The sequence below is a fragment of the Actinomyces sp. oral taxon 175 str. F0384 genome, from assembly GCF_000223355.1.
Taxonomy (GTDB): domain Bacteria; phylum Actinomycetota; class Actinomycetes; order Actinomycetales; family Actinomycetaceae; genus Actinomyces; species Actinomyces oris.
Genome location: NZ_AFUR01000001.1, coordinates 1,151,948 through 1,163,651 on the forward strand (window position 1 = coordinate 1,151,948; position 11,704 = coordinate 1,163,651).

Sequence of the window (11,704 nt, forward strand, 5' to 3'; positions counted from 1 at the left end):
CCAGCAGTGCACCGCTGAGCAGGACGAGTGAAGGAGCAACGCATGACGCCGCAGCACGCCAGTCAGTCCCATGGACAGGTCCGTCGCGACGGCGTCGAGACCACCTCAGCGGACACTGAGCAGCAGATCAGTACCGGGACGTCGTCGGCCGGGCAGACCAGTGACGTCGACAGCATCCTCGATGAGATCGACTCGGTCATCGAGACCAACGCCGCGGCCTTCGTCCAGGGCTTCGTCCAGAAGGGCGGCCAGTGAGCATGAGCGGCTCACGGCCCTTGGCGCGGCGCATCATCGGGGTGGAGACCGAGTACGGCATCACCTGCGCCCCCACCACCGACGGCCCTCCTCCCATGGACGCCGACCACGCCGCCCGTGAGCTCTTCGATCCCGTGGTCCAGCGCTCGCGCTCCTCGAACGTCTTCACTCGCGGGGGCGCTCGCCTCTACCTGGACGTGGGCTCCCACCCCGAGTTCGCCACCGCCGAGTGCGATCGCCTGGAGGACGTGCTTGCTCAAGACCGCGCCGGTGAGCTCGTCATGGCCGATCTGGCCGAGCAGGCCAATGCGCGTCTGGCCGCAACGGGTGTTCCCGGGCGGATCCACCTGCTGAAGAACAACCGTGATGCCGAGGGCAACGGCTTCGGGTGCCACGAGAACTACCTCGTGCGCCGTCGTGGAGACTTCTGGAACGACGCGCGCACTCTCGTACCCCATCTGGTGACCCGGCAGATCCTCGTCGGCGCCGGCCACATCGCCGCGGACGGGGACACTCGGCGCGCCGCCGACGGGCTGAGGGGCTACGTCTTCTCCCAGCGGGCCGACCAGATGTGGGACGCCGTCTCCTCAGCCACGACCCGCGCCAGGCCGCTCATTAACACCCGGGACGAACCGCATGCCGATGCCGAGCGCTACCGGCGCATGCACGTCATCGTCGGGGACTCCAACATCGCTCAGGGCTCCACCCTGCTCAAGGTGGCGGCCATGGACCTGCTCCTGGACTACCTGGAGCACGGGGGAGAGCTCGGTGACCTGGCCCTGGCCGACCCCATGAGGGCCATCCGCGATACCTGCCACGACATGAGTGGAGGGGTGCTCCTGGAACGGTCGGACGGGCGCACCATCACGCCGTTGGAGATGCAGGCCGAGCACCTCGGGCGTCTGCGCGACCACGTCGCGCAGGGCATCGAGGTCACTGCTTTCCACGAAGCCGCACTGGACCTGTGGGAACGAGGGCTCCAGGCCCTGCGCCTGCAGCAGCCCGAGCTCGTGCACAAGGAGCTGGACTGGGCGGTCAAGCACCGGCTGCTGACCCGCTACTGCCAGCGGCACGACACCGATCTGACCGATCCCCGGGTGAGTCGCTTGGCCCTGGCCTATCACGACGTCTCTCCCGGCGGAGGACTGCGGCAGCGTCTGGAGGGCGCTGGGCTCCTGCGTCGATTCGTTGACGAAGCGACCTGCCGCCGGGCGGTCGACACTCCGCCCGCGACCACGCGCGCGCGTCTGCGGGGCGCGGTCGTCGCCCGGGCCGAGGACCTGCGCCGCGATGTGAGTGTCGACTGGGTGGGGGTTCGACTCGACGACGGCGTCTGCTCACCTGTTACCCTGAATGATCCCTTCTGTGCCGTGGACGAGCGCATCGATGCACTCCTGGAGAGCATGGGGCGTTCGGCAACCGATCCTCCCATCGGGGTGTGAACGGTGAGGCTCACGGCACTGATAAGGTGGCAGACGGAAGACGCAACATGAGTACTACCCCCTCCCCGGATCCCGAAGCGGGCATGCCCCTGACGCGGCGTCAGCGCCGTGCGCTCGAACGTGCTCAGCAGGCCCAGCGGGAGGCTGCGATCGGAGACTTGTCGGCACCCGCCCAGCCTGCTGTCCAGGCACGCCCGGTCGGTACTGCCTCCCCCAGTGACCGATCCGCAACCGGCGCACCAGCGCCTCGCACCGTGTCGCAACCGCAGCCACAGCCGCAGTCCCGGCCTCAGCTGCAGCCTCACGTGCCGGGCAGCAGCCACGATCCGCGCAGCGAGTACATGCCGGCCGCACGAGCCGATCGACGCGATCTCCCACATGGGACCGGGCACCGGCAGGACGAGGTGGTCGCCGAGGCCCGGGAGCCGGAACCGACGCCGCGTCCACGGACCCTGGGTGGCCCGCTGGGGCGTATGCCGCGGGGGCCCCTGGCGGTCGGCCTGATCGGTGTCGTCGTCCTTGCCATGATCCTGGTGCCGCTGGCTGTCAACAAGTTCGTCTCCGGAAGGAACGGAACGGGCGCCAGCACAGCGGCTCAGTCGACCGTGTTGGATGGCAACGCCCCCCTCAGCCAGCTGCTGACGGTCAGCGGACGGGTCGGATCGGGGGTGGCGCCCTCCATCGAGCTGAACGGCGACGCCTCTCTGTCCGCTCCCGGCTCGGTACTGACCGACGTCGTCCAGATCGGGCAGGGGCGCGCTGTCTCCGAGGGGACGCCTGTGATCCTGCAGGTCTCACAGTTCTCCGGTCTCAACGGGCGCAACACGACGGGTAACGAAGCGGGGTACAAGCTCTGGCAGGGCATGCTCGGCCCCGACGTGGGCGACTACATCAATGCGGCGGTCTCCGGCCAGCGCGAAGGCGCTCGCGTCGTTCTTCGCGAACCGACTGAGGAGGAGGACGGCTCCAGGACGACGAAGATCACTGTCGTCGACCTCCTGCCCACTACGGCAACGGGGGAGGCGAAGCAGCCGGCGGAAGGCACCCCCACCGTGACTGAGGGACCGGACGGCTCTATCACCGTCAGCAGTGCCGGACTTCCTGCACCGACTCGAGCCTCCACGGAGATTCTCATCAAGGGCACCGGCCCCCAGATCGGTTCCCAGGACCGGCTTATTGCTCGTACCACGATGGTCAGCTGGACGTCGGGACAACCCCTCGACAAATCGACCTTCGGGCACCAGGAGCCGCCCAAGCAGCTCGACATGAGCAATGCGCTGGTGGGAGTCTCCCAGAACCTGGTTGACATCACGGTCGGCTCCCGGGTGGTCCTCTCGCTGCCCGCTGAGCAGGCGCAGGGGAAGGAACCAGTCGTCGTGGTGATCGACGTCCTGGCCAAGGACCCTGCTCAGCCTTCCGGAGCGTCCGGGGGTCGTGCGGGCAGTGAGTCGAGCGCCATTCCCGGCTCCTCCGCCGGCCCAACATCCAAGGAGCATTCATGAGCGTTGCCATCCGCATCATTCCCTGCCTGGACGTCAAGGACGGTCGGGTCGTCAAAGGTGTCAACTTCCAGGGCCTCAAGGACGCCGGAGACCCCGTGGAGCTGGCCTCCCGCTACTGCGCTCAGGGGGCCGATGAGATCACCTTCCTCGATATCTCGGCCTCCCACGAGGGGCGTTCCACCATGTTGGACGTGGTCTGCCAAACTGCCGAGCAGATCTTCGTGCCTCTGACAGTCGGTGGGGGAGTGCGTTCACTCGATGACGTGGACCTGCTGCTGAAGGCGGGGGCGGACAAAGTCAGTATCAACACCGCGGCCATCGAAGCCCCCTCGCTGTTGACGGAGGTGGCGCGGCGCTTCGGCAATCAGGTACTCGTCCTGTCCGTGGATGCGCGCCGGTGCCCCTCCGGCGTCTCGACGGCCTCCGGCTTCGAGGTCACCACGCACGGAGGACGGACCTCCACCGGCATCGATGCCGTCGCCTGGGCGGTGAGAGGAGTCAAGCTCGGTGCCGGAGAGATTCTCCTGAACTCCATGGATGCCGACGGGGTCACTCAAGGATTCGACACCGAGTTGATCGACGCTGTTCGTCGACAGGTCCAGGTGCCACTCATCGCCTCCGGCGGCGCTGGACGCCCACAAGACTTCGTCACGGCAGCCGACCATGGTGCTGACGGCGTTCTGGCAGCCTCAGTGTTCCACTACGGAGTGACGACCATCCCTGAGGCCAAGAATGCTCTGCGAGACGCGGGCCACCCGGTGCGTTGACGAGTATTTTCTGCTCCTGAAACATTCTCGCGGGAGTTGCCGGCATTCCCGCGGAGCTTATTGGGTTAAGTGTCGCTCTCATTTATCTGTTCAGTAGAATGAGGGTTCGGCGGGGTGGTGTTGTGAGGCTGCTTGATTTGCGCGCCGAGTGATGGCTGTTATGCTTCAGCAACATGCTGTCAGCATGAACATCGTCGATCCTTATTTACGCAGAGAGATGCCATGAGCAACATGAGCCCGTACCCCAACGGTCAGTATAATCAGCAACCCGGAGGATATGTCCCTGGTGGATTCGGTCCTCGTCCTGATGAGAAGAACTCGTTGGGGAACTGGGCTCTTGGTCTGGGTGTGGCTGGCTTCCTGTGCTGCAGTATCTTCACCGGCATTCCCGCTATCGTTGTGGGTTTTCTGGGGATGCAGGCGGCGAATGAAGGGCGTGCCACCAACAAGGGCATGTCCATTGCGGGTATCGCCTTGGGAGTCCTCTCCATCGTGCTGCTGATCGTTTCCTATGCTACTGGTCTGAATGAGCGGCTCATGAGTGGGTTCGAGTCCTAAGGTCCTCACCTCCCGCCTTCGCTCCGCCGCGCAGGGGCTTTGCCAGTTGTCTGCGCTGCGGGGCGAAGGGTTGTGGGAGCATGTCCATCCGGGCCGATGGGGTGTTCTCCCCGTTGAGATGAGGTTGTTCCCAGGGTGTGATTCGAGTGCTCGTGTAGACTCAGTGCTGCGCTTCACACCAGGGAAGGAATAATGAGCGATTTGAATCCTTATCCGGCGGATCCTTATCATCAAGGAGTTGCTGGTACCCCTTATCCGACCGACTTCGATGGTGTCTCCCAGTCTGCGTCGGCCGTGTCGTCGACCCAGAATGGTTACTACAGCGCGGACGCTCTTGGCGATCAGTCACCCCGCTTCCCGGCAGCGCAGGGAGGCCAGATGGTTCCTTATCCGGGGGATGGCCAGCAGCCGTACAGCCAGGCCTATGGGCAGCCCTACAGCCAGCAGTATCCCTATCCGCCGCCTTCTTATGGCCCGTATCCACCATATGGTCAGGGCGTGTACTGGGGGGCGCCTTACGATCCGCGTCGACATGAGGCGAACGCCCTCGGTGGGTGGGCGCTCGGGCTCGGTATTGCGAGTATCGTTGCGAACTGCTTGTCTTTCGGCCTGATCTTGGGCATATCGGCGATCGTCGTCGGAGTCCTGGGAATGCGCGCCGCCAATGAGGGGCGTGCCTCGAACAAGGGGCTGTCGATAGCCGGAGTGGTGACAGGCGCCATTGGCGCTGTCATCGGCGCTTGCTACCTTATGCTGTTTTTTATAGTGATGTTGTCTCAATGAACTGTATGCCTGAAAACTGTTGCGTGACTGCGTCGACGAAGCACGAGCGTCCCGGTGGACGCGCGGGACACGGAAGGCGGATCGGACTGGGCCTTCTGATGGTTCTGCCCTCCCTTCCCGGTGGCCTCATCGTGCTGCGCGCACTGACTCTGCCTCGCAATTCTCCGGGGCTTCCCGACCTCTGCCCGCTTCACCGCACCACCGGGCTGTGGTGCCCACTGTGCGGAGGCACCCGGGCGACCCGGGAACTCATGCACGGCAACCTGTGGGCAGCCATGGGTTACAACCCCTTCGCGCTCGTCCTGGAGGTGGTGGTCATGGTGCTGGTGGCGCGCTGGTTGCTCGCATGGCTCCGAGGCCGGCGGCGGCCGCTCGTCACCGGTAGGGAGGGCATCCTTCTCGGGGTGGCGCTGGCCGTTTTCGCGGTGGTGCGCAACCTGCCAGGCATGTGGGTCTACTTCGGCCCTCTGCTCGGCCCTCCGGGCTGAGCAGCACCCGGCGTGCATAATGCGGTTGTGACTCTCGATTCCCAGATCTCTGCGCGCCTGAAGCGCAACGCGGACGGCCTGGTCTGCGCCGTCGTCCAGCAGCACGACTCACGTGAGGTCCTCATGGTGGGGTGGATGGACGACGAGGCGCTTCGGCGCACCCTGGAAGAGGGACGAGTGACCTTCTGGTCGCGGTCGCGGCGTGAGTACTGGCGCAAGGGTGATACGTCCGGACACGCGCAGTACGTCAAGTCCGTTCATCTGGACTGCGACGGCGACGCCCTCCTGATCGAGGTCGATCAGGTTGGAGCCGCCTGCCACACCGGTGAGCGCACCTGCTTCCTGGCCGGCGGTGATCTGGGAGCGCACGTGGGAGAGCGACCCAGCTGACCGCTCCGCGGCCAGTACGGTTTGGCGATTTGCAACAGACGGCCTCGGGCCGTCACGATGGATACGAACAGGCGCCCCTCCGGAGCGCCGGCAAGTGAGATCGGGGAGGTGCGCGATGACCTCGTTCGAGGCGATGGTGGCAGAGGCCAAGGCGGCCGCCGACCGCCGCGCTTCGCTGGTTCCCCTGGCCCGCCTCAAAGAGGCCTCCCGCCTGGTTCCCGGTGCTATCAGCGCCCTGTCCAGCCTGCGCACCGATGACCGGGCGGTCACCGTGATCGCCGAGGTGAAGCGCTCCACAGCCACGTTCGCGGATCTCAGCGGCGTCGGGGATCCGGGGATGCTGGCCTGCTTCTACGCCGCCGGCGGCGCCGCCTGCGTCTCAGTGGTCACCGGGCCGAGCGCTACGCGAGGCTCCCTCAAGGACCTGGACGCCGTCAGGGCCTCAGTGGATCTTCCCGTCCTCGCCAACGACCTGGTGGTCACGCCCTACCAGGTGCACGAGGCCCGGGCTCACGGCGCCGATCTGCTCATGCTCGATGCCCGCCTCGAGACCCTGGTGCTCGAGGGACTCATCGAGAGGGTCCACTCCCTGGGGATGGGCGCCGTCGTTGAGGTCCGTACCCGCCGTGAGGCGCTGACCGCGGTCGATGCGGGGGCCTGCATCGTGGCCATCGACACCCGCGATCCCGACACCCTGGCCGTCGACTGCAGCCTGTTCGATCAGGTCACTGACGTTCTGCCGACGCAGGTCGTACGGATCGCGGCCGGAGGAGTCAGAGGTCCGCACGATGTCATGAGCTTCGCGCGCTGCGGGGCCGATGTCGTCCTCGTCGGTGAGGCCATCATCCGCTCCACCGACCCCCAGCAGTTCGTTGCCGAGCTGGTCGCCGCCGGCGCCCACCCGGCACTGATCCCCTCCGCCCACCGAGAGGTTCTCTGAGTGCCTGTCGCCACCCTTTCCGCCATGATGTCAACGATGCCCGCGATGCCAACGTTGTCGGCGATGCCGTTCACGGCCGCGCTGAGAGCGGGCATACCGAGCCCTTCCTCGGCCGTGTGGTACCTCGGCCCCATCCCGGTGCGGGCCTATGCGTTGTGCATCCTCACCGGAGTCTTCGTGGCCGTGTGGTGGTCGGACCGGCGCTACCGGGCCCGGGGAGGCCGACCGGAGCTGGTCCTCGACGTCGCCATCGTGGCCGTGCCGGCTGGAATCGTGGGAGCTCGTCTCTACCACGTGGTCACCTCGCCCGACGACTACTTCGGCCCCAACGGCGACCTGGCCCGTATCCCACAGACCTGGCAGGGGGGCCTGGGAATCTGGGGAGGTATCGCCGGCGGGGTCCTGGCCGGGGTGCTTCTTCTGCGCCATCGCGGCCTGCGGGTGGCTCCGCTGGCCGACGCCGTCGCCCCGACGCTGCTGGTCGCTCAGGCGATCGGTCGCCTGGGGAACTGGTTCAACCAGGAGCTCTACGGCGCCCCGACGACGCTGCCCTGGGGACTGCGGATCGACGACGCCCATCTGCCGGCGGGCTCCACCTACCCGCCCGGCACCCTGTTTCATCCGACCTTCCTCTATGAGGCCCTGTGGAACCTGGCCGGAGCGGTCCTCCTGGTGTGGATCGGCAGAAGGATGGTCGCCCGCAGCGGGGTCACGGGCGGCAGGCTGCTGTGGATCTACCTCATGGTCTACACCGCAGGCCGGGTGTGGATTGAGATGCTGCGCATCGACGAGGCCGAGACGGTCCTCGGCCTGCGACTGAACGTGTGGACCTCCATCGTCATCTTCCTCGTCGGGGCCATTGGACTGGTCCTCTCCTCACGGCGCCCCTTGAGCGACGCCATCGATAGGCCGGGGCACAGGGCGAGGAAGGACGGATCAGCGGCCGATGAGGACGACTCCGCCGAGGAAACCGCCGCCGAGCATGACTCGACTGATGAGGACGCCTCAGCCGCAGAACCCGCTGGCGCGGAGTCGGTTCGCTCAGACCAGGCGAGTTCGTAGCGACCGAATCGGGGACCCGCCCGCCACTCCGGTGGGAGACAAGTGGGTGAGGATGGTCGCAACCTGACGACTGACGAGATTCCTCCTCGTGCGCAGGGCCCGGTGTCCCGTATTCTGAACCCATGCGTAGAGCCAAGATCGTATGTACCCTCGGACCCGCTACCGACTCTCCCGAGCAGGTGCAAGCGCTCGTGGACGCCGGCATGAACGTCGCGCGCATCAACCGCTCCCACGGTCGCGCCGAGGATCAGGAGGAGGTCATCGGCCGTATCCGTGAGGCCGCCGACGCTTCCGGTCGCGCCGTCGCCATCCTCGTCGACCTCCAGGGCCCCAAGATCCGCCTGGGGCGGTTCGTGGACGACCAGAAGGTCATGCTCAACAAGGGCGACGAGTTCACCATCACCATTGACGACGTCCTGGGCACCGTCAAGCGCGCCTCCACCACCTTCAAAGGACTTCCCGGCGACTGCCGCCCCGGTGACCGGCTCCTCATCGACGACGGCAACGTCGCGGTGCGCGTCGTGGCCGTCACCGACACCGACGTCGTCACCAAGGTCGAGGTGCCCGGCTACGTCTCCAACAACAAGGGCATCAACCTGCCCGGCGTCGCCGTCTCCGTGCCGGCCCTCAGCGAGAAGGACCGTGAGGACCTGCGCTGGGCCCTCAAGATCGGTGCCGACCTCATCGCCCTGTCCTTCGTGCGCGACGCCGATGACATCAAGGACGTCCACGAGATCATGGACGAGGTCGGCGTGCGCATCCCGGTCATCGCCAAGATCGAGAAGCCCCAGGCGGTGGAGAACCTCTTCGACATCGTCTCCACCTTCGACGGCATCATGGTGGCCCGTGGCGACCTCGGTGTGGAAATGCCCCTGGAGGCCGTCCCGCTGGTGCAGAAGCGGGCCATCGAGCTGGCCCGCCGCCAGGCCAAGCCGGTCATCGTGGCCACCCAGGTCCTGGAGTCCATGATCCAGAACCCGCGTCCCACGCGGGCTGAGGCCTCCGACTGCGCCAACGCCATTCTCGACGGCGCCGACGCCGTCATGCTCTCCGGTGAGACCTCCGTGGGCGCCTACCCCATCGAGGCCGTGCGCACCATGGCCAGCATCATCGAGAACGTCGAGGAGCACGGAGGGGAGCGCATCCCCGGCCTGGGCTCCTACCCGCAGACGCGAGGTGGGGCACTGACCCGCGCCGCTGCGGAGATGGGCGAGCACCTCGACGTCACCTACCTGGTGACCTTCACCCAGTCCGGTGACACCGCCCGGCGCCTGTCTCGTCTGCGCTCGCCGCTTCCGCTGCTGGCCTTCACCCCGCTGCGTGAGACGCGCAACCAGCTCGCCGTCTCCTGGGGCGTGCAGTGCTACGAGGTGCCCGAGGTCCAGCACACTGACGAGATGGTGGCCCAGGTCGATGAGATCCTTCAGGACAAGCATCTGGCCCAGCCCGGGGACACCGTCGTCATCGTGGCCGGAATGCCTCCGGGCACGCCCGGCTCGACCAACTCGATCCGTGTCCACACCGTCGGTGAGACGGGCGACTACAAGGTCTGAGCACCGGTTCTGATCCGTCGAGGGGTCTCCCACCTATCACCGGGAGGCCCCTCGATCCGGTTCAGGGCGACGGATTTTGGCATCTGCTTCCCGCTGATGAATCGGTGGGGGCAGGACACCGCAGAGTGGAGCTCTGCGGTCACAGCCTCATCGCCGTAGCCACCACTGGGGAGTCAGATCGGCAAGAGTCATGGTCTTCCCGGCAGCGAAGTCGATCATCACCTCGATGTCCCCGAACTGGCTCGGCATCAGCTGCGTCATCATTTCTCGACATGCTCCACACGGCGGACCGGTACGGCCGTCGCGCATGATCGTCAGAACCCGTCGAATCGCATCCTCACCGTTGGTCATCATGTTGAGGATCGCGTTGCGCTCGGCACAGATTCCCAGGGTGCAGGCGGTATCCACGCAGACGCCCGTATAGATTCTTCCCGAGGACGACTCCACTGCAGCTGCGACACCGCCCGCCTCGATGTACGAGGACACGTGACGAGGACGTTGAACAGCTTTGGCCGCTTCGTACAGTGAGGCCCACGTGGTGCCCAAGGTGCTCTCCATCTGACCGGTCTGTTCTGAGGTGGGGCTGGGTAGGGACCTGTTGGTACCTCCGGTGGGACTCGAACCCACAACACTCCGATTTTGAGTCGGATGCCTCTGCCAATTGGGCTACGGAGGCACGCCGTCCGCTCTGCGGGGGCGCTAACAGCGAGATCATACTAGGATCACAGCCGTGAGCAATGAGTCCAGCACCACCAAGTCCCGCCGGGTGCTCGTCGCTGAGGACGAGACCCTCATCCGCCTTGACATCGTCGAGACTCTCACCGACGCCGGCTACGAGATCGTCGCGGAGGCCGCAGATGGTGAGGAGGCCGTCCGCCTGGCTGATGAGCATGACCCCGATCTGTGCGTTCTTGACGTCAAGATGCCGGTGACCGACGGCATCACCGCGGCGGAGAGGATTCTCGAGAAGCACAACTGCGCCGTCGTCATGCTGACCGCCTTCTCCCAGACCGAGCTCGTCGAACGAGCCAGCGCCGCCGGCGCCATGGCCTACGTCGTCAAGCCCTTCACCCCGGCGGACCTCATCCCGGCACTTGAGATCGCCATGTCTCGGCACGAGGAGATCCTCTCCCTGGAGAGTGAGATTTCTGACCTCACCGAGCGCTTCGAGACCCGCAAGCGCGTCGACCGGGCCAAGGGGCTGCTCATGGAGCGCATGGGACTGAGCGAGCCGGAGGCCTTCCGCTGGCTGCAGAAGACCTCCATGAACCGGCGTCTGACCATGCGCGAGGTGGCCGACGCCGTCATCGAGCAGGTCGGTTCGGCCAAGAAGGACTAAGCACCCACTGATAGCCCAGTGCGGCGCAGCGCCTCAGGTGAACAGGCTGCGCAGTGTCCCGACGGCGATGGTGCGCTCATCGTCGTCAGTGACCGTTACCTGGTAGACCACGGTACGACGGCCGCGGTGCAGGGGAGTGGCGGTCGCCTTCACCCAGCCCTGGGACACGGAGCGCAGGTGGCTGACCGTCAGCTCCGCCCCGACCGGGACGGCATCGTCGGGCGCGCCCGCGCGTGCGGCCACGGAGGCAGCCGTCTCGATGAGCGCGGCGGTGGCACCGCCGTGCAGGATCCCGACGACCTGTCGGGCCCCGTCGACCGGCATCCGGACCTCGGTCCGATGAGCGTCGCGAGTCACCACCTCCATCCCGAGGGTCTCCATGAGCGTGCCCTCTTCACTGTCCTCCAGCACCGCGTGCAGTGCCGAGGAGGCGGAGACGGCAGAGCCCGCGGGACGCGGATCCGGGAACGGGCGCCTGGCAGGGTCCGGGAAGGCCACGGCTGAGGCGCTCGCTCCGGAGTAAGAGGCCGCAGTGACGCGGCCCACGGGGCCCAGCGGCCCGACGACCGCCGGCGAGCTGGGGGAGTCGGCTGAGGCAGGAGAGGCCTGAGAGTCACTGGAGTCC

The 11,704-nt window shown here is 66.4% G+C and carries 14 protein-coding genes and 1 tRNA gene; 12 read left to right on the forward strand and 3 right to left on the reverse strand.

From position 1 onward, the window contains the following. Positions 1–42 precede the first annotated feature (42 nt). From HMPREF9058_RS04830 to pyk, 11 genes are all read left to right on the forward strand, one after another. The gene (locus HMPREF9058_RS04830; protein ID WP_009747604.1) at positions 43–255 is read left to right on the forward strand and encodes a ubiquitin-like protein Pup; all 213 of its coding nucleotides are present in this window, start codon (positions 43–45) and stop codon (positions 253–255) included. A 2-nt stretch (positions 256–257) separates the two neighbouring features. Beyond that, positions 258–1,697 (forward strand): Pup--protein ligase, encoded by a 1,440-nt coding sequence (gene pafA, locus HMPREF9058_RS04835; protein ID WP_139018938.1) that lies wholly within the window; start codon positions 258–260, stop codon positions 1,695–1,697. Positions 1,698–2,002: 305 nt separating this feature from the next. Next, complete coding sequence (locus HMPREF9058_RS04840; protein WP_254654061.1) at positions 2,003–3,199, forward strand: hypothetical protein; 1,197 nt, start codon at positions 2,003–2,005, stop codon at positions 3,197–3,199. Next, on the forward strand, positions 3,196–3,966 hold the full coding sequence (hisF, locus tag HMPREF9058_RS04845) for an imidazole glycerol phosphate synthase subunit HisF (protein WP_004564972.1): 771 nt from the start codon (positions 3,196–3,198) through the stop codon (positions 3,964–3,966). The genes HMPREF9058_RS04840 and hisF overlap by 4 nt, the downstream gene beginning before the upstream one ends. A 222-nt stretch (positions 3,967–4,188) precedes the next feature. Beyond that, positions 4,189–4,524, forward strand: a complete 336-nt coding sequence (locus HMPREF9058_RS04850) for a DUF4190 domain-containing protein (RefSeq protein ID WP_043537644.1) — start codon at positions 4,189–4,191, stop codon at positions 4,522–4,524. Positions 4,525–4,716: 192 nt separating this feature from the next. Beyond that, complete coding sequence (locus HMPREF9058_RS04855) at positions 4,717–5,307, forward strand: DUF4190 domain-containing protein (RefSeq protein WP_254654062.1); 591 nt, start codon at positions 4,717–4,719, stop codon at positions 5,305–5,307. 98 nt (positions 5,308–5,405) lie between these two features. Further along, positions 5,406–5,795, forward strand: a complete 390-nt coding sequence (locus HMPREF9058_RS04860; RefSeq protein ID WP_009405562.1) for a DUF2752 domain-containing protein — start codon at positions 5,406–5,408, stop codon at positions 5,793–5,795. Positions 5,796–5,822: 27 nt separating this feature from the next. Further along, the gene (gene hisI / locus HMPREF9058_RS04865) at positions 5,823–6,185 is read left to right on the forward strand and encodes a phosphoribosyl-AMP cyclohydrolase (RefSeq protein ID WP_040321136.1); all 363 of its coding nucleotides are present in this window, start codon (positions 5,823–5,825) and stop codon (positions 6,183–6,185) included. Positions 6,186–6,300: 115 nt separating this feature from the next. Then, positions 6,301–7,125, forward strand: a complete 825-nt coding sequence (locus tag HMPREF9058_RS04870) for an indole-3-glycerol-phosphate synthase (protein WP_009406010.1) — start codon at positions 6,301–6,303, stop codon at positions 7,123–7,125. A 45-nt stretch (positions 7,126–7,170) separates the two neighbouring features. Next, the gene (gene lgt, locus HMPREF9058_RS04875) at positions 7,171–8,187 is read left to right on the forward strand and encodes a prolipoprotein diacylglyceryl transferase (RefSeq protein ID WP_050798014.1); all 1,017 of its coding nucleotides are present in this window, start codon (positions 7,171–7,173) and stop codon (positions 8,185–8,187) included. 122 nt (positions 8,188–8,309) lie between these two features. Beyond that, complete coding sequence (pyk, locus tag HMPREF9058_RS04880; RefSeq protein WP_009405774.1) at positions 8,310–9,740, forward strand: pyruvate kinase; 1,431 nt, start codon at positions 8,310–8,312, stop codon at positions 9,738–9,740. Between the two features lie 147 nt (positions 9,741–9,887). On the opposite strand, the gene HMPREF9058_RS04885 is transcribed toward pyk, so the two are convergent. Both HMPREF9058_RS04885 and HMPREF9058_RS04890 read right to left on the reverse strand, forming a co-directional pair. Further along, positions 9,888–10,286, reverse strand: coding sequence for a cytidine deaminase (locus HMPREF9058_RS04885; RefSeq protein WP_175284671.1), 399 nt, complete (start codon positions 10,284–10,286; stop codon positions 9,888–9,890). A 53-nt stretch (positions 10,287–10,339) separates the two neighbouring features. Continuing rightward, positions 10,340–10,416, reverse strand: a tRNA-Leu gene (locus tag HMPREF9058_RS04890). Between the two features lie 54 nt (positions 10,417–10,470). Between HMPREF9058_RS04890 and HMPREF9058_RS04895 the strand changes: the two genes are divergently transcribed. Continuing rightward, entirely contained in the window at positions 10,471–11,079 is a 609-nt protein-coding gene (locus HMPREF9058_RS04895) for an ANTAR domain-containing response regulator (RefSeq protein ID WP_009405613.1), read from the forward strand. A 33-nt stretch (positions 11,080–11,112) separates the two neighbouring features. Here HMPREF9058_RS04895 and HMPREF9058_RS04900 read toward each other — a convergent pair whose 3' ends face one another. Next, the gene (locus HMPREF9058_RS04900; protein WP_043537800.1) at positions 11,113–11,625 is read right to left on the reverse strand and encodes a PaaI family thioesterase; all 513 of its coding nucleotides are present in this window, start codon (positions 11,623–11,625) and stop codon (positions 11,113–11,115) included. Positions 11,626–11,704 lie beyond the last annotated feature (79 nt).

Bases quoted from the DNA above. Each gene is read 5' to 3' on its own strand.
- HMPREF9058_RS04830 (WP_009747604.1), top strand. From the start codon at position 43: ATGACGCCGCAGCACGCCAGTCAGTCCCATGGACAGGTCCGTCGCGAC.
- pafA (WP_139018938.1), top strand. From the start codon at position 258: ATGAGCGGCTCACGGCCCTTGGCGCGGCGCATCATCGGGGTGGAGACC.
- hisF (WP_004564972.1), top strand. From the start codon at position 3,196: ATGAGCGTTGCCATCCGCATCATTCCCTGCCTGGACGTCAAGGACGGT.
- HMPREF9058_RS04850 (WP_043537644.1), top strand. From the start codon at position 4,189: ATGAGCAACATGAGCCCGTACCCCAACGGTCAGTATAATCAGCAACCC.
- HMPREF9058_RS04855 (WP_254654062.1), top strand. From the start codon at position 4,717: ATGAGCGATTTGAATCCTTATCCGGCGGATCCTTATCATCAAGGAGTT.
- HMPREF9058_RS04860 (WP_009405562.1), top strand. From the start codon at position 5,406: ATGGTTCTGCCCTCCCTTCCCGGTGGCCTCATCGTGCTGCGCGCACTG.
- HMPREF9058_RS04870 (WP_009406010.1), top strand. From the start codon at position 6,301: ATGACCTCGTTCGAGGCGATGGTGGCAGAGGCCAAGGCGGCCGCCGAC.
- lgt (WP_050798014.1), top strand. From the start codon at position 7,171: ATGCCAACGTTGTCGGCGATGCCGTTCACGGCCGCGCTGAGAGCGGGC.
- pyk (WP_009405774.1), top strand. From the start codon at position 8,310: ATGCGTAGAGCCAAGATCGTATGTACCCTCGGACCCGCTACCGACTCT.